Below are 20856 nucleotides of genomic sequence, written 5' to 3'. Positions count from 1 at the left end.
GCTCAGTCGAACAGGCTGGAGACCGACTGTTCGGCGGCGGTGCGGTTGATCGCCTCACCGATCAGGGTCGCGGTCGAGATGACGCGAATGTTCTCCGCACTCTGCACCGCCGGGGTCGGCTGGATGGAATCGGTGATGACCAGTTCCTTCAGCTTCGAGGCGGTCACACGGGCCACGGCGCCGCCAGACAGGACGCCATGGGTGATATAGGCGGTGACGCTCGTGGCGCCCTTTTCGAGCAGTGTCTCGGCGGCATTGCACAGGGTGCCGCCGGAATCGACGATGTCGTCGATCAGCAGGCAATCCTTGCCGGTGACATCGCCAATGACGTTCATCACTTCGGATTCGCCGGGACGATCGCGGCGCTTGTCGACGATGGCGAGCAGTGAATCCAAGCGTTTGGCGAGCGCCCGGGCGCGGACAACGCCGCCGACATCCGGGGAGACCACCATCAGAGAGCCCTGCGGATACCGCTCCTTGACGTCACGCGAGAGAAGCGGCACGGCGAAAAGGTTATCGGTCGGAATGTCGAAGAAACCCTGGATCTGGCCGGCATGCAGGTCGAGCGTGAGCACGCGGTCGGCGCCTGCCTCGGTGATCAGATTGGCAACCAGCTTGGCGGAGATCGGCGCCCGCGGGCCGGGTTTGCGATCCTGGCGGGCATATCCGAAATAGGGGAGGACGGCGGTGATACGGCGCGCCGAAGAGCGCCGCAATGCATCGATCATGATGAGCATTTCCATCAGATGATCGTTTGCTGGAAAAGACGTGGACTGGATGACGAAGACATCCTCGCCGCGCACGTTTTCCTGAATTTCCACGAAGATTTCCTGATCGGCGAAACGCCTGACGCTGGCCTTGCCAAGCGGAATGTCGAGATAGCCGCAGATCGCTTCCGCCAGAAGCTTGTTGGAGTTGCCTGCGAAAATTTTCATCTCGAACCGCCTGTTTTTGCCCGCACGTCTCGTTTCGTCGAGCGCGGCACGGCCGCCGCCTCGCGTTCGCGCCCGGTTTTTATCCGTGTGCGGCGCGATTGCAAGTCACGATGCGGATCGGCAGGGTCTTTTCCCAAAAAAACGCATGGCGTAACCCGGTCAGCCAGCGGGACTGCGCTGCAGCCATTGCTGATATTCATCGAAGAGACGACTGGCGATACGCTGCATGCTGGAATCGGGCACCGCCTCCCAGGCCTCGTCGGCGGCGCCGTCAACCCGCTCCTGACCCTGGATGCGATGCAGTCGGTTGCCGGCCGGATCGAGGATGTCCCAGACGAACACCACCGTGGTGACCGCGCCGTCATTGAAGGCTGAGAGATAGCCCTTGAGCAGGTGGTCGCCGCGCGCATCCGACGAGGGGTGCACCGAAAAGCCGCGGCTTCTGGCTTCCTGCGCCAGCTGTTTGGACAGGGGGGTGATGCGGCCGATCGGCGCTCCGATGATCGGCGCGAAGCGGATCGACTTCGGCGCTGTCGCCACGCCTGCCGAACGAAGCGGGGCCGGTTGCGCCTGCGCCATCTCATTGACGTCGGCCGACAGGGGCCGGATCGTGTCTTCGGTGCTGGTGCAGCCGGCTGCCAGCAGCACGATCGCTGCGGTGCTCAGCTGCCAGCCGCCTGGTAAAAACTTGTTGCCCCACCCCATCGCCGTTCTCTCTGTCAGCCTGCGTGCACCAGAAGTTCGAGCGGCCGCGCCGATAGCGGTTCGGGGGCCTCCTCGGTGGTCAGGTAGGTGCGGCCAAGCGACATGGCCGTTCCGCTGTCGGAGTCCATCAGGATCATGTGGGCAAACAGCGTCATGTTGGGTTCGATCGCACGCGGATTGGCCGATTGAAACATCTGATGCTCCATCCAGGAGGGCGTGAACCGGGCACCGAGCGAATAACCGCAGGCATTCAGTCGGTGGCGGGTCAGGCCGAGATCGTCAAGTACATCGGCATGCGCCTGATAGACGTCGCCGAAGGTATAGCCCGGCCGCATGGAGTTCTCGACGGCCTCAAGGGCGGCGCGGGCGGCATCATAGAGTTCGAGGTGGCGGTCGCTGGGGGTGCCGATGATGACGGTGCGCATCATTGCCGCATGGTAGTGCGCCATCGTGCCTGCCCATTCGAGGGTCAGCTGATCGTTGTCGGAGAGATCGCGTCGCCCCGCCTTGTGGCGGCACAACAGGGCGTCGCGGCCCGATCCGACGATGAACTCGTTGCCGGGATATTCGCCACCGCCGGCAAGGACCGTGCCCTGCATGGCGGCAAGGATGGCCGCCTCGTTGACACCGGGCGCGATAATCTCCAGCGCTGCGTCAAGGGCGGCATCGGCCAGCGCCGCCGCCTTGCGGACATAGGCGATCTCGGCCGGTGACTTGATCAGGCGCAACTGGCTGACGAGATAGGAATAGTCGAGCATGTCGCAGAAGCTCTGCAACTGATCGTCGATCTTGCGGCAGTTAAGCCCGGTGAGGCCGTGCGTGTCGTACTCGACGCCAACACGGCAGCCGAGCAGGTCGAGCTCGGTGAGCAGATCCTTGAGATCGGAAGACGGGTCGGCATTGGCGCGGTCGGCCCATATGACGATGTTCTCGATGTTCGATGTATGTCGCGCCTGGCGCAGGTCGGCCGAGCGGGTCAGCAGGGTCACGTCGCCATTGGCGGTGACAACGAGACATTGGAAGAAGCAGAAGCCGAATGTGTCATAGCCGGTGAGCCAGTACATGCTCTCCTGGGCGAAGAGCAGCATGGCATCGAGCTTTTCCTCCTGCATCCGGGTGATCAGCCGGTTGCGTCTTTGCTCGAATTCGCTGGGCTCAAAGTGAAGCGCCATGGGCGTCCTCCATAAGGGCAATGGCGGCCATTTGCCGGCCGTAATCCGCTTCGTTGCGGTGTGTGGCGCGGCGGTAGGAAAACCACCGCGTTTCGTCGGCATAGGTGCAGCTGTCAACTAGCTCGGCGCTGACGCCGGCCCGGCGCAATCTTGCAATCGTCATGCCGCGCAAATCGAACAACGCATGCCCGGCGCGCGGTGAAGGCGCGAAATAGGCCGCATTGTCCGCATCGGCATCTAGAAAGCGCTGCATGAATTCGGGACCCACCTCGTAATTGGCCTGGCTGATCGACGGGCCGAGACAGGCGACAATGCGCGAGCGCTCGGCGCCCTGGTCCTGCATCACCGCAATCGTGTTCTCAAGTACGCCGTCGAGGGCGCCGCGCCAGCCGGCGTGGGCAGCGGCAATCACTCCGGCCACCGGGTCGGCGAAAAGAACCGGACCGCAATCGGCCGTCAAGACACCAAGTAGAAGGCCCGGCTCCCGCGTGACCATGGCATCGCCTTTCGGACGATCGGCAACATTGGCGCGGGTGATCACATGCACATCCGGTGAGTGGATCTGATGCACGGTGGCGAGACGATCGACCGCAAGGCCGAAACAAGTGGCGACGCGGGCCCGATTGGCGGCGACGTGATGCGGACTGTCGGAGGAGCCCAGCCCGACATTGAGACTGTGGTAGAGCCCATCCGACACGCCGCCGCGCCGACTGAAATAGCCGTGCCGGATCGCCGTGCCATGACAGGTGCGATCAAGCAGCGGACTTCGGACCGGTTCCGGCTCGCGGGCTGGTGGGGTGGTCATGTCGCTCCCGTCCTGGTGAGATATCCGGTCGTCATGGCCATGGCCGGTTGAGTGAAACACGTCCAGCGCAGCGTCTCCGCATCGTACAACCTGACAGCCCGCTCCGGCAGCGGCACCGATGGAGCGGCACAACCCATCCGGTTCCGCGCGGCCGCCGTCGCGATGATCAGCGTTGTTTCAAGCGTGCGATGGTGCCGGGCGCAGCGCGTGATGTCAATTCGCTGGAGGGGGTGGCGGCGGTGCAACCTGTGGATCAAAGGGAAGCAAGGCGAGCGGCTGACCGCTGATGCACAGCACCTTGAACAGCTCGCCCATGCTGCCGGGGCCTTCGCCGGCAAGGCGATTGACCGCCTCCGTGATCGTGGCGCGGGTCAGGCTGTCCTTGTTCGCCCCTAGCGCTCCGGCGCGTTCGAGCAATCCGAGCCCGAGCAGGAAATCACCCTGCGCAAGCGGACGGTGGACATGGGCGCCGGCGGCCAGTGCAGCCATCGCAAGCGCCTCGAAATCGACATGGCTGGTCAGGTCGGCCTCGCCCGGGTGGGCCAGCGGCGGATCGAAAGCATGATTGCGGACTGCTTGCAGCGTGTCGCCGAAATTCGAGGAGGTGTGGCCGTAATCGATGATCAAAGCCGAGCCGCCCTGCTGTCGCAGGCGCTCGGCGATCGACAACATGATGGCGGTACGCGGCGGCGAAACTTCAGCCACGGCCCCTGGTGGGGCTCGCTCGGCATCGCTCGGCAGCAGCGATGCTTCAAGCCGCAGCGGTCCCAGCCCGAAGATCAGTTCGCCGGCGTCATTGAGCGCCACGACCCGCTCGTGAAAATGCCCATCGCATTTTACGAACTGGCGGATGGGAATGGCATCGAAGAACTCGTTGGCGATGAGCAGCGTGAACCCTGAAGGGACTGAGGCGAAATCATCGTGCCAGTCGATGCGCTGCTTGTGCCGCATCAGGGTCTGACGCTGCGTCTGCCGCAACCGCTCGCTGGTTTCGACAAGAGATATCCCGATGCTGGCGTAAAAATCCGGGCTGAGCCGCTCGATCGTGCGCAGCGCATCAGCCATCAGCGTGCCGCGGCCGGGGCCGATTTCGACGAGCCGCACCGAATCGGGTGCGCCATGACCCTGCCAGGCATGCACGAGGAACACGCCGATAATTTCACCAAACAGCTGGCTGATTTCCGGCGCGGTGACGAAATCACCGCTGCGGCCGAACGGCTCGCGCACCTGGTAGTAGCCATATTGCGGGTCGGCGAGACAGATCGAGAAGAAATCGGCGACGCTGATCGGCCCGTCGGTGACGATCAGATCCTTGATTTTGCGGGCGAGGGGGGTCGGCATATCGCTCGGCCTTACCGCTCAGCCGGCACAGCAGCGCCAGTCCGGGCTGACAGCATGAACCAGATCCCGACGGCGATCATCGGAAGCGACAACACCATGCCCATGGTCAGCCAGCCGCCGGCCAGATAGCCGAGGTGCGGATCGGGCTCGCGGAAAAATTCAACAAGGATGCGCGAGAGGGCGTAGAAGGCGACGAACACGCCGGTCACGAAGCCGGGTGCGCGCAGCTTCTTGAGCGAAAAGATCAGCCAGGCGAGGAGCAGCAGGAGCACCAGGCCTTCGAGGCCCGCCTCGTAGAGCTGAGAGGGATGGCGCGCCACGGGGCCGCCACTCGGAAAGATCATCGCCCAGGGCGCGTCGCTGACACGCCCCCACAATTCACCGTTGATGAAGTTGGCCAGGCGTCCAAAGAACAGTCCGATCGGCACGACAGCGGCGACGAGATCGGCCATCGAGCGCAGCGGAATGCTGTTTCTGCGGGCGAACCAGACAATGGCCAGGCCGGTGCCGAGAAGGCCGCCGTGGAAGGACATGCCGCCGTTCCAGATCTCAAGCGCCCGCAGCGGATTGGCGGCAACGGCGGCGAAATCGTAGAAAAGAATATAACCGATGCGTCCGCCGGCGATGATGCCGAGCGCCACCCAGAAGACAAAATCGTCCAGCGCGGCGCGCGTCAACGGCGCTCGCCCTGCAGGCCACAGCTCGGTCCTGGAAATCATGAAACGTGCGTATTGCCAGCCGAGCAGAATGCCGGCGAGATAGGCCAGGCCATACCAGCGTATCGCCACGGGGCCGATCGAAAACAGGATCGGATCGATGTCGGGATAGGCGATGACAGCCAAAAGGGGAGCGGCTAGTTCCAAGATTTCATCCTTTTCGCGCGCTGTCCGGAGATCGCCGGTCTGCACGGCTTGTGGCGGTGGCCGTCAGGCAAGAAGTCCCGGCCGGGTTTTTGCATTCAGCCTGCTTCCGGCCGGTCGGCCATCCCGCCGCATTGCGGGCGTTGAGCGCCGGACCATGTTCAGACGGCATCACCGCGGTCAAGTCATGCCGGACCGGCATTTCTCCTGGTTGCTGCGGCAATTCCTCGCATTGCCGGTTTGCGTCGAGCTTGCGGAGTGGCAACGCCACGCCTTTTTCTTGTTTTCAAGTCACCTTATGCTTAGCTGAAGAGACAACCCATTTTGAAAGCCCGGCGGGCGGAAAGCGAGACTCACCATGGCCACTGGACCCAACCGTCTATTTGATGATTTCGCCAAACTGATGACCGATGCGGCCGGCGCGGCACAGGGCGTGCGCCAGGAGTTCGAAACCGTGGCGCGAACGCAGATCGAGCGGCTGCTGAATTCGATGGACCTCGTCAAGCGCGAGGAGTTCGAGGCGGTGCGCGACATGGCCATTCTCGCGCGCGAAGAAAATGAGGCGCTAGCGGCGCGGCTGGCGAAGCTTGAAGGCGCCGGCGACGATGCGCCGGATGCTGACGAGACCGAAGCGCCAGCCTGATCCGGCGTCCCGCCGCCTGCATCTGACCACGCGGAAAGTGCCCACGCTGGCCGGCGCATTGATGCTGCCTTCCGGCCTGCCCCGCCGCATGCCCGGATCTGACATTCGTCCCAAAGAAAATTTCAACACGTTATCCACCGGCTCGCAGGGGGCAAAAACCCTTTTGCGTGAGTCAGTTAAATGGGCGTCTGGAATCCGTTCGTGAATGGTCCACATCGCCGTCCGACGAGAAAATTCGGTTCGGGGGCTGGCGCTGTGAATCTGCATTTATACACTGATTCTAAATGATGATTCGGAACGTGGTCATGAAGACCGGTGGCGGCAATGCAGTCGCATGGTGCGCCGGCCGTTCTCCGACTCATTCCAAATCAGGCAGGCCGCATGACGGCATGGGCAAGGGTGGGACATGAATCTGTTGCAACTGGAAACCGAGCGGCATTCCAATCCGGTCGACGTCATCGAATTTGTCGCCGCTGCCAATGACTGGGCTTTCGAGCGTTCCGGCGAAGACGAACTGGCGATGACGGTCGAAGGGCGCTGGACCGATTACAACGTCTCCTTCTCCTGGATGGAAGACTGGGAAGCGCTGCATATTGCCTCGGCTTTCGACCTGAAGGTGCCGGCGTTCCGTGCCACCGAGGTGACGCGGCTTCTCGCCCAGGTGAATGCCCAGGTGCTGATGGGGCATTTCGATTACTGGGACGAGGAGGATGTGGTCATTTTCCGGCAGTCCCTCTTGCTGTCCGGTGGCGCCGAGCCGACCAACCGGCAGGTGGAGATGTTGCTGTCTAACGGTCTCGACAGTTGCGAAGCCTATTTTCAGGCATTCCAGTTTGTGGTCTGGTCCGGAATGGACGCCAAGAGCGCCATGGCTGCCGTGCTGTTCGAGACGCATGGCGAGGCCTGAGGCTCTGCTCGCGGACCCGGCAAAAATTTAAATGAGGCTTGCATGATTGGCGCAGATCGACCCCTGGTTCTTCTCGGCGCCGGCAATATGGGCGGCGCCCTGTTGCGCGGCTGGCTGAAGGAGGGCATCGACCCGGCGCATGTGCTGGTGCTCGATCCGCAGCCTTCCGAGGCGATGCGCGACGAGCTCTCCGCAAGGGGCATACGCCACGAGACCTCGGCACCCGACGGGGTCAAGGCCGGTATTTTGCTGCTCGCGGTCAAGCCGCAAATCATGGCCAAGGCTGTGGCGGCGGTCTCCAGCATTATCGGCGCGGAGACGGTCAGCGTGTCGATCGCAGCCGGGATTTCGATCGCGCATCTGGAAGAGATGGCCGGCGGCGCGGTGATCCGCGCGATGCCGAACACGCCGGCGATGGTCGGGCGCGGGATCACAGGCTGTTACGGCAATGACAAGGTGCCGGCCGAGGCGCGCGAGGCGGTCACACAGCTCTTGTCGGTCAGCGGTCCGGTGGTGTGGGTTGAGCGGGAAGAGCTGATCGACGCGGTTACCGCGGTGTCGGGCAGCGGTCCGGCCTATGCGTTCTATCTTGCCGAATGCATGGCCGAGGCGGGGCGTCAGTGCGGGCTGCCGGCCGATCTGGCCATGACCCTGGCGCGCCACACGGTGTCAGGGGCCGGCGAATTGATGCACCAGGCCGAAGCCGACGTCGCGACGCTGCGCAAGAATGTCACCTCGCCGAATGGCACGACCGCCGCGGCGCTGGACGTGCTGATGGATGAGGACGGCCTGCAGCCGCTGATGACGCGTGCGGTCCGGGCCGCCTTCGACCGCGCCAAGGCGCTGGGGCAATGAGCAGTCCGGGGCCGCAGGGATTGATCGCATTTGCGGATTTCGAAAAGGTCGATATCCGGGTCGGGACGATCGTGCATGCGGAAGCCTTTCCGGAAGCGCGCAAGCCAGCGTTCAAGATGCGCATCGATTTCGGTGCGGAGATCGGGGAGAAGAAATCCTCGGCGCAAATCACCGAACATTACGATCCGAAGACCTTGCTGGGTCGGCAGGTGATGGCGGTGGTCAATTTTCCGCCGCGGCAGATCGGTCCGTTCATGTCGGAAGTGCTGACGCTCGGAGTGCTGGACGGTCAGGGAGCGGTGGTGCTGATCGGCCCGGATCAGGCGGTCGCAAACGGCGCCCGCCTGATGTAGAGCGGCGGCCGGTCAGATCGGCAGCCGGACCTGGGCGCGCAGCCCGCCCATCGGACTGTCGGACAAGATGACATCGCCGCCGTGCGAGCGCGCGATGTCGCGTACGATGGTCAGGCCCAGTCCGCTGCCGCTCTCGTCCTGATTGCGCGCCGCGTCGAGACGAAAGAACGGCCTGAATACCTCTTCGCGTGCCTCGGACGGAATACCGGTACCGTCATCGTCAATGGTCAGGATCAGCCATTTGTTGCCGTGAGTGGCGGCAATGGAAATCGTCTCCGCATAGCGGCAGGCATTGGCGACCAGATTGGTGATCATCCGGGTGAATGCGGTGGGGCGGACGCGCACCGTATCCTCGCCCTCGATGGCAACGCTGACCGTGGCGCCGCGCAGGCGGCCGTCAGCGGCGATGCGGTCGATGGTCTCCGACAGGCTGATGGTACCGACATCCTCCTCCGCATCGTTGCGCGCAAAGGACAAATAGCTGTCGAGCATCGACTGCATGTCGTCGACGTCCTTGTTGAGGCTTTCGATTTCCGGGCTGTCGCCGACCAGAGCCAGCTGTAAACGGAAGCGCGTGAGAATGGTGCGCAGATCGTGGCTGACACCCGAGAGCATGGCGGTGCGCTGCTCCATCTGCCGCTCGATCCGCTCGCGCATCTTGATGAAGGCCAGGCCGGCGCGGCGGATCTCGTCGGCTCCGCGGGGCCGGAAATCGGCGGGCATTCTCTGTCCCTTGCCAAAACTCTCGGCGGCCTGGGTCAATTTCAGGATCGGCCGGATCTGCCCGCGCAGGAAAAGAATGGCGATGATCAGGAGCACCATCGACGTTCCGACCATCCACAAAAGGAAAATGTGGGTGTTGGAGGCGTAGGCCTGGCTGCGGCGGGCGAAGACACGCAGGATCTTGTCGTCGAGTTGAATCCGGATCTCGACGAGATGTGAATTTCCAACCGTATCGATCCAGAAGGGGCGCTGGATCTGTCGGGTGATCTCCTCGGAGAGGATCTGGTCGAGGATCGAGAAAAAGGGCTTGGGCCGCGGCGGCGGCAGGTCGCCGGCAGGTTCGATGGCGATGTTCAATGCCAGCCGCTGGCGCGCGATGCGAATGATCTCGTCATAGGCGGGATCACTCGGATAGGTGTCGATGATGTCGATGACGGCAGCGATGTCGCGGGTGACCGCCGTCGACAGGCGCTGGGTGACGGTCTGCCAGTGGCGTTCCATGAACACGAAGGCGATGACCGACTGCAGCAGCACCATCGGGATGATGATGATCAGCAGGGCGCGGGCATACAGGCGGGTGGGCAGTCTCTTGCCGAACCAGCGGGTCAGGCGGCGCAGGCCGCGCGGCGGATAGCGTTCGTATTCGCGACGTATGGCGTCGATTGTCGTCACGTCTGGCTCCACTTCCCGCAAAGATGCCGGATTGGCGGACGGGCACGGACTGCCAGCGCATCATGTCGCGGCGTCCGGAAGATGGTTTTGCCATAGCGCGCCGCAAGCAGCAACGCCGCCCCGTGGGGAGGGGCGGCGCTGCCAGTGCTGATCGGAGGCTCGGCGGAAGGGGTACCGCCATTTGCCCCGTCAGGCCGCGGAACGCAGGTCCCGCAATTTGAGGATCTCCTGGTTTGTGGAAGCTGCGCCGGTCAGGTGGAAATTGGCGAGCAGCTTGAAGAGCTGGTTGGCATCGCTGGCCAGTTCCTCGCTGAGCCGCTGGGAGGTGTCGGCGAGGGAGGCGTTACGCTGGGTGTCGCTGTCGATCGCGTTGACGGCGCCATTGATCTCGCGCACGCCTGCCGCCTGTTCATCGGCACCATCGGCAATGGCCGACACATTGGTGTTGATCTCGCCGATCTCGGTGGCGATGCGCGTCAGCACCTCGCCCAATTCGCCGACCATCGACACACCGGCCTGCACATTGTCTCCCGAGGTGGTGATCAGTTGCTTGACCTGGCCGGCGGCGTCGGCACACCGTTGCGCCAGTTCGCGCACTTCCTGTGCCACAACGGCAAATCCCTTGCCGGCTTCCCCGGCCCGGGCGGCCTCGACGCCGGCATTGAGCGCCAGCAGATTGGTCTGGAAGGCGATGCCGTCAATCACGCCGATGATCGAGGAAATATCGCTCGACGAGGTCTTGATGCGATCCATCGCACTCATTGCCTTGCCGACAACATCACGCGAGCGGCTGGCGTCTTCCTGCGTCGCCGTGACCATGCGCTTGGCATCGGCGGCGCGGCGGCTGGCGTGGTCGATCGCCGTCGTGATCTGCTCGATGGCGGCGGCAGTCTGCTCGACGCTGGCGGCCTGAGCTTCCGAGCGTGCGGCCATGTCGCGGCCCGCCCCCTCGACCTCGGCAGCGCGTGCCTTGATCTGCACGGCGCCATCGCCGATCTCGCCGAGCGCACTGCGCAGCCGGCCGATCGCCTTGTTGAAATCGGCCCGCAGCTTTTCCATCGTCGGCACGAATGGCTTGTCGAGGTCGGTGCGCAGATCGCCGTCGGCAAGACGGGTCAGACCCTCGCCGATCTGGTCGATTGCTTCCATGCGCGCGGTGACATCGGTGGCAATCTTCATGATGCTGACGACCTTGCCGTCTGCATCAAGGATCGGATTGTAGGAGGCCTGGATCCAGACTTCCCGGCCGCCCTTGCCAAAACGGCGAAATTCGTCGGCAATGAATTCGCCTTCGTTGAGGCGTTCCCAGAAACGCGCATAGTCTTCGGACTGGGTGTAGGCTGCGTCACAAAACATGCGGTGATGCCGGCCGATCACCTCTTCGGCGGTGTAGCCGACAGTTGCGAGAAAGTTCTCGTTGGCGGAGAGAATGCGGCCGGTGCCGTCAAATTCGATGACGGCCTGCGAGCGCGAAACGGCTTCACGCCGGCTGGAATCGGCCACGGCCTTGTTGTGCTTGTCGGTGATGTCAGTCGCGATCTTGAGGATGCGCACCGGCTTGCCACCCTTCAACACTGGGTTGTAGGAGGCTTCGATCCAGATGGGCGCTCCGTTCTTGGCGATGCGCCGATAGGCGCCGCGATCGAACTTGCCGGCCGACAGCTTGGCCCAGAATTCGCGGTAAGAAGGGCTCTCGCTCATTTCCCGGTCGACAAAGATGCGATGGTGCTTTCCCTTGATCTCAGAAAGCTCGTAGCCAACGGCCTGGCAAAAGTTTTCGTTTGCATCAAGTATGGTCCCGTCGAGATCAAACTCGATCATGGCCTGCGACCGACCGATCGCTTCGATAACCTGGGAGGGACTCGATTTTGAAAATATAGAACGCCTATTGATCACTGCTATACTCCGACAGACTGGGGGCAAACTGGGTGGGGTTCGATCACACTATCAACGGGTCCGTGTGTCTAATTTTGATACAGCGGTCTAACAACAGGTTAAGGGAACAGGCTAGAATTTACATGGGATGGTTGTGCAACCCTTGCGATTAAAGGGTTTGGCCAGGGCAAATTTATTCAAAACCGATCGGATTTTGAGCAGCGCAGGGCACGATTGCGTGCCTCGGGGCCTTCCCGAGGAGGAGGCGACGAGGCTTCCCCTCGCATCAAGGGGGATCTTCTAGGTTGGAATCTCCACGCCTATGCGCAGGCCAGGGGCAATGTGCTCAGCCGGTGGCGGAGGCCTCAACGCCGAGTCGATAGCCGATGCCGCGCACGGTCTGCAGCCAGACGGGGTTGGCGGGATCAGCCTCGATCTTGCGCCGTAGGCGATTGATCTGCACATCGATGGTGCGCTCGCCGACATCGCTGTCGCTGGTCACCAATTCGTGGCGCGGGATGGTCTCGCCGGCGCGTTCGGCAAATACAGCCATGATATCGCGCTCGCGATCGGTCAGGCGGACAGGCTCGCCGGAGCGGCGCAGCTCGCGGCGCGCAATGACGAATGTGTAGGGACCGAAGACGACCTGCTCAATCTTCGGCAGACTGGGCTGGCCGCCGCGTTTGAGAATATTGTTGATGCGCAGCACGAGTTCGCGCGGTTCGAACGGCTTTGGCAGATAATCATCGGCGCCCGCCTCGAGCCCGCCAATGCGGTCGCTCGATTCCGACAGCGCGGTCAACATCAGGATCGGAACGGACTGTGTCTCGCGCAGGCTGCGCACGAGTGAAAGACCGCTTTCGCCGGGCATCATGACGTCGACGACCAGCAGGTCGAAGTCGATGCCTTCGATCTTGCGACGGGCTTCGGCCGCATCGGCGGCCGTGGAGACGCGAAAGCCGCGCTCGGAAAGATAGCGATGCAGAAGCTCGCGAATGCGGGTGTCATCGTCGATGATCAGGAGATGAGCGGCATCGTCAGGTGGGACGCGGGTCTTCTGCTGCTCCACTAAACTCTCCCTGTTGCCGGCTGCTCGGGGCCTAGGTCCGGCTCGATTCATCTTCATCCGCGGCGTCGGCAGATTGTGCCGCGCCTGCCGTATGCGCCGCAAGGCCATCCTGAGCGTCTATCATCCCGGCAAGAAATTGCAGCACGTTTTCGCGGCCCGGATTGTCAAGCCGGGAAAATGCATGGGCGATACGGCGAGACTGTGGCCGGGCCAGCGCCAGCGCCAGTTCGCGGCCCTTCGGCGTGACGAAGAGCTTGCGTTGGCGCCTGTCCTGCGGACCGGCGACCTGGTTGACATAGCCGTTCTCGATCAGCTGCTTGAGCACGCGGGCCAGGCTCTGCTTGGTGATCTTCAGGGTCTCAAGCAGATCGGCGACTGTCAGGCCGGGCTGACGGCTGACGAAGTGAACCACGCGATGATGGGCGCGGCCGAAGCCGTAGCGGGCAAGGATGGCGTCGGGGTCCGAGATGAAATCACGATAGGCAAAGAACAGCAGTTCGATTGTCTGGAAATCGATCTCTTCACCGCTCTCGGTTCTCGCGTCTGATCCATCGGGGGCCGGGGGCGCCGGGGGATTTGTTGCGCCGGTGCGTGGCATAGCGTCCATTCCTTCCGAATATGTCAGTTATGTTGACATAATTTTTCGCAATTGCTAGCCTTCATTTCGCTGTGATGGCGCGTATGCTGGGTGCTGCGGCGTGCCAATCATCATCCGGTTTTGTTCGGCACAGCGTAATCAGGCGTCAGTGGAAGCGGCGCCGCGAATCCGGCTATCAACCGGGGTGACACCCTAAAATTGCGGCCAGCCGCTGGAGGAAATGCGATGGCTTCGGTGCCTTTCGATCAATTGGATGGTGAGATCTGGTACAACGGGGCCTATGTCCCCTGGAGCGAGGCCAAGTTGCACGTTCTGACGCATGGGCTGCACTATGCCAGCGCCGTGTTCGAGGGCGAGCGTGCTTACGGCGGCGAGATCTTCAAGCTGACGGAACATACCGAGCGCCTGCATCGCTCGGCGGAAATCCTCGGCATGGAGATTCCCTACAGCGTTGCCGAGATCGATGACGCCTGCCGAACCCTTCTGAAACGTCAGGGCCTGAGCGATGCCTATGTGCGGCCGATCGCCTGGCGCGGCTCGGAGATGATGGGTGTCTCGGCCCAGACAAATCGCATCAATCTGGCAATCGCGATCTGGCAGTGGCCAAGCTATTTCAAGCCGGAAGAGCGGCTAAAGGGCATTCGCCTCGACCAGGCGGAATATCGCCGTCCCGATCCGCGTACGGCTCCGGCAAAATCGAAGGCCGCCGGTCTTTACATGATCTGTACCTTGTCCAAGCACCGGGCCGAGGCGCGCGGCTATGCCGACGCCTTGATGCTCGACTGGCGCGGCCAGGTGGCGGAGGCAACGGGCGCGAATATCTTCTTCGTCAAGGACGGGGTGTTGCACACGCCGACGCCGGACTGTTTTCTTGACGGCATCACCCGCCGGACGGTGATCGAGCTGGCCAAAAAGCGCGGATATGAAGTGGTGGAGCGGGCCATCATGCCCGAGGAAATGAGCGGGTTCAGCGAATGTTTCCTGACCGGGACGGCGGCGGAAGTCACTCCGGTTTCCGAAATCGGCCCCTATAACTTCAAGGTGGGCGAAATCTCGACCAATCTGGTCAATGATTACATGCAGGCCGTGCAGCCGCTGCAGAGCGCCGCCGAATAGACATATGGCCCGAGGCGCGCTGTTGCGGTCTTCGGTCTTTTCCAATGGAGATCTTCATGGGTGAACTGCGTGCCGGCATCGTTCCGGTCACACCGTTCCAGCAAAATTGCACCATCCTGTTCGATGCCGAGAGCCTCGAGGGTGTGGTGATCGATCCGGGTGGGGACGTCGAGCGCATTGCGGCCGCGATCAAGGAAGCCAAGATTGTCGTCAAGGAGATCTGGATCACGCATGGTCATCTTGATCACGCCGGCGGTGCGGACGAATTGCGCGAGCGCCTGGGCGTCAAGGTGATAGGACCGCATCGCGCCGACGAGATGATGCTGGCGCGGCTGTCGCAACAGGCGCAGCAATTCGGCCTCGCGGCCGGCGACATGCGCGATCTGGTTCCTGACACCTGGCTGGATGAGGGCGACAGCGTGCAGTTTGGCGAGCACAAGTTCGAAGTGCTGCACACGCCCGGCCATGCGCCCGGGCACGTCATCTTCTACAACCGCAAGGCCGGATTTGCGCATGTCGGCGATGTGCTGTTTTCCGGTTCCGTGGGGCGCACCGACTTGCCGGGGGGTGACCACCAGACGCTGCTCAATTCGATCCGCGACAAGGTGCTGCCGCTGGGGGATGCCACCGGCTTCATTTGCGGGCATGGGCCGGGCGGGACGATTGGCGAGGAACGGCGCAGCAACCCGTTTCTCAAGGGCCTGTAAGCCGGTCTCAAAGCACGCGATAAACAACAAAGCCCCGGACAAGGTCCGGGGCTCCGTTCATTAGGCAACTGAACTGCCGGCGCTGATCACCGGCCGGTCATTCCGCTCAATTGACGACGCAGAAGTGATCGCGCCCATCATATCCGCGATAGGTACCGGTGTTCGGGTTGAACGAGCGATACTTGTTGTCGCAATAGCGGTACCAGGACGGCGACCAGGGCTCGTAGCGACCGCCCGAGGCCGGCGCGCGATAGGTTGGCTGCTGCTGGCTGGCGATCGTGCCGAGAACGATGGCGCCGGCGGCAAGGCCAAGGCCGAGTGCGATGGCATCGTCATTGCCGCGATGGCGGTGGTGACGGCGGGCGCGGCGATCACGGCGCAGTTCGCGGCGCCATTCGGCCCGGTCACGATGCAAGTCGCCGCGATGATGCCGCCACTCGCGATGGTCGTCGCGGCGAATTCTCTTGGTGGAATCAAAGCGGTTTGTCGCGCCACTGTCGGCAAAGGCCGTAGTCATCGGAGTGGTGAGAGCCATGGTGGCAACGCAGGTCGCAACCATAATTTTACGAAGCATGTTCATCGTTTCATCCTTCCTGGCCAACCGGACCTCCGGTGGCACCTCATCCTGAGAGATGTCCGATTATCCTCGTGGCACCTGAATGCTAGCTGAACGAACCGCGAGCCTGCCGGTTCCACTGCGTGAAGCGCTGCGGCCGGGCCTGAAGCTGCCGCGGCGCGCTGCACGACCAAAAAAGCCACCGGAAAGAACGGCTCTCCCGGTGGCTTGAGGTCAGATCAGAGATCCAGCTCCGGAAGCTGACAGGCCATCCCGTCAGCAGACGAGAGGATCAATCGACGACGGTCAGGTTCACCGCTTTGGGACCCTTGCCGCGGCGATCCGGCTCGGTGTCAAAGCTGACTTTCTGATTTTCGTCGAGGCCGGCAAGGCCAGAGGCTTGAACCGCGGAGATATGAACAAAGATGTCGGCGCCGCCGTTGTCCGGCTTGATGAAGCCAAAGCCCTTGTCGTTATTGAAGAATTTTACAGTGCCAGTCTCGGCCATGTCTACAGGTCCTTGAGAAGCCGAGAGTAGACATCGCACGCCTCGCTCGGCACGATCACAATCAATCCCGCATTCGCGCGAGGGTGAGGCAGGCAGTTCTCGAATTGTGAGGAAAGGTCCTGGTTGTTACGGCTCATCAAGCACTCGTCAAAGGCGATCTCGTTGCTCTACCGCCCAGGGATGTTATGCGTCCCTGGCTCGCATGATTATGGATTTCCCGTGTTCGCAAAATGCCCGAACAGGCCGAAGATGCTCGTTTTCTGCCCTCAAGGCAAGCGAAACTTTATTGCCGCAGGTGGTGCCCGGCATGGATTTTCCGGGCGGTTGACGGAGCCGTCAATGTTTTCACCCGGGGGCAGGCGGATTGCGACGGGCGGGACCGGCGCCTCATAGACCGCGGCCGGTTGCCAGACGACGCCGTGCTGCGATGACCGGACCGACCTCGACGAGGAGGATCGAGAGAAAGATCAACAGGCCACCGAGATAGCCGATGGCCGGAACAAATTCGCCGAGCAGAAGCGCGCCGAAGAGAGCGGCGAAGATCGACTCGGTCGACAAAAAGATCGCCGCCTGCGGTGCCGTGGTGTAGCGCTGACCGACCACTTGCAGGGTAAAGGCGATGCCGCTGGCGAAGATGCCGGCAAAGAGAATTTCCGGCAAAGCTGCCCGGATCGCCGGCAAGGCGATGGGCTCGAACATCACCGCGGCGCCGAGGCCAAGGACGGCACAGACGCTGAATTGAACCAGTGACAAGGCCAGCGGCCGGCCACTGGCTACACTGTAACGGCCGACGAGGATGACCTGGGTGGCCCAGAACAGGGCGCAGCCAAGGGTCAACGCATCGCCGCGGTTGAGGGTCGTCACCCGCGCCCCCGAGAGCAGAAATATGCCGATGAAGGTCATGATGACGGCTGGCCAGACCAGGGGGTGGGGGCGGGTTCTGAGCACCAGTAGGGTGAGGATCGGCACCATCACCACGTAAAGACCGGTCAGAAATCCGGAATTGGTCACGGTGGTATAGAGCAGGCCATATTGCTGCAGGACCATGCCGCTGAAGAGGACAAGTCCGATCTGCAAAAAGCCAATCCGGTTGCCGCGCGTCACCGGAGCAGTGGCGCGACGATGTTCGAACCAGGCGAAAGGCAGGAGAAACAAGGTGGCCACCAGGAACCGCAGGCCGATGAAAAGCAGCGGTCCGATGGCCTCCATCGCCGTCGACTGGGCGACGAAGCCCATGCCCCATATGGCGCCGGACAACAGCAACAGAAGATTGGCAGTGTGACGCGGCATGGCAGGACAACATGGTTGGAAAAGCGGGCTGCTCCGCTCGGGCGCTCCGCTCTAGCAGCGCAAACCTGCGGCATCAAGGCGTGCCTTGCTCGCGCCGACCGCAACGCCCGAAGGGAGCCCGCCGCCGGTGCGCGGCCGGTTGTCAGTCGGCCTGAGCGTCGGCGTTTGACAGGCGCAACAGCTTGCCGTCCTCCTCGTCGGTGACAATCAGCAAAGCGCCATCCGAGGCGGTGATGACGTCGCGCAGCCGCCCGAAATCACCCTTCAGCAGGCGTTCCTCGGAGCGGATCTCGCCGCTCTCGGGATCATGGTCGAGGCGGACCAGCAGCTGGAACTTCAGTGCCGCGACGAAGATGTCGCCCTGCCATTCGGGAAACATGGTGCCGCGATAGACCGTCATGCCGCCCGGCGCGATCGAGGGATCCCAATAGTGGATCGGTTGCTCATAGCCCTCGGCCGCCGTTCCCCGGCCGATTTCGGCGCCGGAATAGTGGCGGCCATAGGAGATAATTGGCCAGCCATAATTGAGCGCAGCCTGCGGGCGGTTGACTTCATCGCCGCCGCGCGCGCCGTGTTCGACGGCATAAAGGGTGCCCGTTTCGCGGTCGAAAGCCAGGCCCTGCGGATTGCGGTGGCCGATGGACCAGATCTCCGGCTGCCACGAGGCCGGGGCGCTTTGCGTGCCGGCGGGGATCGATCCGTCGGGCATGATGTGCAGCACCGAGCCGGCATGATCGCCCGGATCCTGGGCGCGCTCGCTCTCACCGCGATCACCGATGGTAAAAAACAGGCTGCCATCGCCGCCGACGGCAATGCGCGAGCCGTAATGTTGGGTCTTGTCGGTGAAGTGGTTCATGCGGAAGATTTCCTCGACCGCCTCAAGCTTCGACGCATCGCCAGACAGGCGGGCGCGGGCGATGGCGGTGCCGGTTCCACCCTGTCCGGCGGTCGAATAGCTGAGATACAGCATGCGGCTCTCGGCAAAATCGGCGGACAGAGCGATGTCGAGCAGGCCGCCCTGACCAGTGGCGCTTATGTCCGGCAGACCGGCGATCGGTGCAGACAGGCGGCCATCGCGGAAGAGGCGCAGCCGACCGGGCCGCTCGGTAATCAGCAGCCCGCCATCGCCCATATCCTCGACGGCCCAGGGATGGACGAGGTCTTCGGCGAGAACTTCGACGGCGACGGTGTGTTCCCGTGTCTTGACCGTCATCGCGGTCGCCGCGCTCGTCAATAGAGCTGAACCGAGAAGGGCTGTGAGGACCAACCGGCCCGCGCGCATCGTTTTCATTGCCTGCTCCCCTAACGTATCTGCGGGTATATATGGCACCTGCGCGGCGAGCTTAAAGGGGATGCCGGCTCCGGCGCAACGCTACGGGGGCTGGCTGCAGAGGACTGGCCGCGGGGGCTCTTTTCCATATCCTCGTGGTCAGAACCAGCATCATGGCGAAGGTCGCCAGCAGCAGCACCATCACATTCGATCGCTCGGCAAGAAAACCCTTCACCAGACGCTGGTCCGGGCGGCGCTCGGCCCGCCCGGGCGGTCCGGCCTCAACCGGCAATCCGGAGCGGGTCAGCTGGTCCGCGGCATCCTGGCCCAGCTGCAGTGTGACGGTGGGAGAAACGATGCTGTTCGGTTCCATGCGGATCGCCGCCAAAGCGCGTGGGCGCGCCGGCATTGTCGCTTGTGTGGTGGAAACGGCTGGCGAATGGGCTTCTTCGTAGAGCGCGGCTCTGGCCCCATTGACCAGGACACCAAGCATCACCAGACAGCCAAGAAGAGCGAAGATTGCAAGCTTGAGAATCCGGGCCTGAGCCTTCCTTGCGCCGCGCGCAGAACCAAAATCGTCGTCTGCCTGCATGATGTCATCCCCTGATGCGATCCTGTCTGAGCTGGAAAAGAGCGGCAGAAGCGGACCGCAAGAGGACGGCATTGTGGCGGGCGCGGACTTTTATTGTGGCGAAATCGTGATGGCGGTTAACGGCGCCGGCCGGCGAGCGCAGAAAGCTGACGCTTACCGGCTTTCGCACGCGAGGCGGGCAGCGATGCAGACTAGCGCTGGCGGCGCCCAAAGGGCACAGCGCGGCGGGCAGCGGGCTGAGGAGCCGGCGTTGCAATGTCCGTTTCCTGCCGGCTGAAACCCAGCGGCCTGGCCGGACCGGTCCCCGACCCGCTTTCGGCGATTGCGGCCCGCGCGGCGCTGAGCCGGTGTTGCAGCGAACCGTTTGCATGGTCGGGAAAGCGCGTTTCGAAGTCTGTCGGTGCCAGTTGCGGGCGAGCAAGGGCGTAGCCCTGCATCAGATGCACACCGATTTCGTGGCAGAAGGCAATCTGGCTTTCCTCCTCGAGGCCTTCGAACAGGCAGAGAATGCCGCGATCGACAAATTGCCCGACCATCAGCCGCAACAAGCTCTGGCCGGCCGGAGTCTCGTAGAAGCGGCGTACCCAGGCGGCGTCGAACTTGATGACGTCCGGCTTGAGCCGATCAACCCGGGCAATTTCCGAATCGTCGGCTCCATAGTCATCGATGGCGATGCGGAACATCCCGTTGCGCAGCGCCTGAACCAGATCCGCGAGAGCATCCTCATCGGAGCCGTGCTCGGTGATTTCACAGACGACGCGGCGGGGACTGATCCCGCAGGCGTGGCACAGATCGAGCATGGCCCGTACTTCACTTTGTACATTTTCGCCGTGCTTGAAGAGACCGGGATTGAAATTGATGAAGTACAGCGCGTCCGGCCGCTTGATTCGCGCCGCATTGCGAAGGTGCAACTGACGACACAAGGCATCTACGGCAAACGCATCGTTCGCCTCGACCATTGTGAAAAAGCGCACCGGTGCAACCATTTCACCGTTGCGTTGGGGGCGGATCAGGGCTTCGAAGGCCTCGATGCACAGATGGCCGTTCTCGCCTTGCGAAAAGATGGGCTGAAAGGCCGATCGCAGCAGATATGGGCCATAGGTTGTCGACAGGGCTCCGTGCTCGTCCTCGAGAAAGTGAGCTTCTCCGTGCTCCGGCATCATGCCAAGCCTCCTGTATTTGATCGCGCGCCGCAGTCGATGCGCATCGACGGCATGCTGTCGTCAATACGCTTTAAAGCTTTCTCTCCGGTTAATTGCTATCATAGCGCGCATTGGCCTAGACGCTTGCACCCGCGCCGCAGT

The 20856-nt window shown here is 62.6% G+C and carries 22 protein-coding genes; 6 read left to right on the top strand and 16 right to left on the bottom strand.

Translation table 11 applies throughout. The features are described from left to right. Positions 1-2: 2 nt before the first annotated feature. The 6 genes from KY465_RS02290 to lgt form a co-directional block, all read right to left on the bottom strand. Positions 3-935: a ribose-phosphate pyrophosphokinase gene (locus tag KY465_RS02290; RefSeq protein ID WP_219158008.1), complete on the bottom strand. Its 933-nt coding sequence runs from the start codon at positions 933-935 to the stop codon at positions 3-5. A 159-nt stretch (positions 936-1094) separates the two neighbouring features. Further along, a complete protein-coding gene (locus KY465_RS02285; RefSeq protein WP_219158005.1) occupies positions 1095-1640 on the bottom strand; it encodes a hypothetical protein in 546 nt (181 codons plus the stop codon). A gap of 14 nt (positions 1641-1654) precedes the next feature. Beyond that, the gene (locus tag KY465_RS02280) at positions 1655-2812 is read right to left on the bottom strand and encodes a M24 family metallopeptidase (protein ID WP_219158004.1); all 1158 of its coding nucleotides are present in this window, start codon (positions 2810-2812) and stop codon (positions 1655-1657) included. After that, a complete protein-coding gene (pgeF, locus tag KY465_RS02275) occupies positions 2796-3617 on the bottom strand; it encodes a peptidoglycan editing factor PgeF (protein ID WP_219158002.1) in 822 nt (273 codons plus the stop codon). Before pgeF ends, KY465_RS02280 begins: the two co-directional genes overlap by 17 nt. Before the next feature lie 213 nt (positions 3618-3830). Next, positions 3831-4958, bottom strand: a complete 1128-nt coding sequence (locus KY465_RS02270) for a class I SAM-dependent methyltransferase (protein WP_219158000.1) — start codon at positions 4956-4958, stop codon at positions 3831-3833. An 11-nt stretch (positions 4959-4969) separates the two neighbouring features. Beyond that, positions 4970-5821: a prolipoprotein diacylglyceryl transferase gene (lgt, locus tag KY465_RS02265; RefSeq protein ID WP_219157998.1), complete on the bottom strand. Its 852-nt coding sequence runs from the start codon at positions 5819-5821 to the stop codon at positions 4970-4972. A 355-nt stretch (positions 5822-6176) separates the two neighbouring features. Between lgt and KY465_RS02260 the strand changes: the two genes are divergently transcribed. From KY465_RS02260 to KY465_RS02245, 4 genes are all read left to right on the top strand, one after another. Then, positions 6177-6461 carry an accessory factor UbiK family protein gene (locus KY465_RS02260; RefSeq protein ID WP_219157996.1) on the top strand — a complete coding sequence of 95 codons (285 nt, stop codon included), beginning with the start codon at positions 6177-6179 and terminating at the stop codon, positions 6459-6461. A 406-nt stretch (positions 6462-6867) separates the two neighbouring features. Continuing rightward, complete coding sequence (locus KY465_RS02255; protein WP_219157994.1) at positions 6868-7368, top strand: type III secretion system chaperone family protein; 501 nt, start codon at positions 6868-6870, stop codon at positions 7366-7368. 42 nt (positions 7369-7410) lie between these two features. Then, entirely contained in the window at positions 7411-8223 is an 813-nt protein-coding gene (proC, locus tag KY465_RS02250) for a pyrroline-5-carboxylate reductase (protein WP_219157992.1), read from the top strand. Further along, positions 8220-8576, top strand: a complete 357-nt coding sequence (locus KY465_RS02245; RefSeq protein WP_219157990.1) for a tRNA-binding protein — start codon at positions 8220-8222, stop codon at positions 8574-8576. Before proC ends, KY465_RS02245 begins: the two co-directional genes overlap by 4 nt. Before the next feature lie 12 nt (positions 8577-8588). Here KY465_RS02245 and KY465_RS02240 read toward each other — a convergent pair whose 3' ends face one another. The 4 genes from KY465_RS02240 to KY465_RS02225 all read right to left on the bottom strand — a co-directional run bounded on the left by KY465_RS02240 (position 8589) and on the right by KY465_RS02225 (position 13513). Continuing rightward, positions 8589-9971, bottom strand: a complete 1383-nt coding sequence (locus tag KY465_RS02240; RefSeq protein ID WP_219157988.1) for an ATP-binding protein — start codon at positions 9969-9971, stop codon at positions 8589-8591. Between the two features lie 189 nt (positions 9972-10160). Further along, the gene (locus KY465_RS02235) at positions 10161-11792 is read right to left on the bottom strand and encodes a methyl-accepting chemotaxis protein (RefSeq protein WP_219157986.1); all 1632 of its coding nucleotides are present in this window, start codon (positions 11790-11792) and stop codon (positions 10161-10163) included. Between the two features lie 400 nt (positions 11793-12192). Beyond that, positions 12193-12915 (bottom strand): response regulator, encoded by a 723-nt coding sequence (locus tag KY465_RS02230; RefSeq protein ID WP_428982916.1) that lies wholly within the window; start codon positions 12913-12915, stop codon positions 12193-12195. A 31-nt stretch (positions 12916-12946) separates the two neighbouring features. Beyond that, complete coding sequence (locus KY465_RS02225) at positions 12947-13513, bottom strand: MarR family winged helix-turn-helix transcriptional regulator (protein WP_219157984.1); 567 nt, start codon at positions 13511-13513, stop codon at positions 12947-12949. A gap of 225 nt (positions 13514-13738) precedes the next feature. Here KY465_RS02225 and KY465_RS02220 point away from each other — a divergent pair, with 225 nt between their 5' ends. Both KY465_RS02220 and KY465_RS02215 read left to right on the top strand, forming a co-directional pair. Next, a complete protein-coding gene (locus KY465_RS02220; RefSeq protein ID WP_219157982.1) occupies positions 13739-14629 on the top strand; it encodes a branched-chain amino acid aminotransferase in 891 nt (296 codons plus the stop codon). Positions 14630-14685: 56 nt separating this feature from the next. Further along, on the top strand, positions 14686-15336 hold the full coding sequence (locus tag KY465_RS02215; RefSeq protein WP_219157980.1) for an MBL fold metallo-hydrolase: 651 nt from the start codon (positions 14686-14688) through the stop codon (positions 15334-15336). 106 nt (positions 15337-15442) lie between these two features. Here KY465_RS02215 and KY465_RS02210 read toward each other — a convergent pair whose 3' ends face one another. From KY465_RS02210 to KY465_RS02185, 6 genes are all read right to left on the bottom strand, one after another. Continuing rightward, a complete protein-coding gene (locus KY465_RS02210; protein WP_219157977.1) occupies positions 15443-15916 on the bottom strand; it encodes a BA14K family protein in 474 nt (157 codons plus the stop codon). Positions 15917-16184: 268 nt separating this feature from the next. Continuing rightward, entirely contained in the window at positions 16185-16400 is a 216-nt protein-coding gene (locus tag KY465_RS02205; RefSeq protein ID WP_219157975.1) for a cold-shock protein, read from the bottom strand. 387 nt (positions 16401-16787) lie between these two features. Then, entirely contained in the window at positions 16788-17690 is a 903-nt protein-coding gene (locus KY465_RS02200; RefSeq protein ID WP_219157973.1) for a DMT family transporter, read from the bottom strand. Positions 17691-17832: 142 nt separating this feature from the next. After that, positions 17833-18903 carry a PQQ-dependent sugar dehydrogenase gene (locus tag KY465_RS02195; RefSeq protein ID WP_428982941.1) on the bottom strand — a complete coding sequence of 357 codons (1071 nt, stop codon included), beginning with the start codon at positions 18901-18903 and terminating at the stop codon, positions 17833-17835. 130 nt (positions 18904-19033) lie between these two features. Further along, positions 19034-19552 (bottom strand): hypothetical protein, encoded by a 519-nt coding sequence (locus tag KY465_RS02190; protein ID WP_219157971.1) that lies wholly within the window; start codon positions 19550-19552, stop codon positions 19034-19036. Between the two features lie 191 nt (positions 19553-19743). Beyond that, complete coding sequence (locus KY465_RS02185) at positions 19744-20715, bottom strand: EAL domain-containing protein (RefSeq protein ID WP_219157969.1); 972 nt, start codon at positions 20713-20715, stop codon at positions 19744-19746. Positions 20716-20856 lie beyond the last annotated feature (141 nt).

The sequence above is a fragment of the Neohoeflea coraliihabitans genome (genome assembly GCF_019334345.1).
GTDB classification, from domain to species: Bacteria; Pseudomonadota; Alphaproteobacteria; order Rhizobiales; family Rhizobiaceae; genus Pseudohoeflea; species Pseudohoeflea coraliihabitans.
The sequence above is the reverse complement of the archived record's forward strand: the minus strand, read 5'-3'. Positions and strand labels throughout refer to the sequence as shown.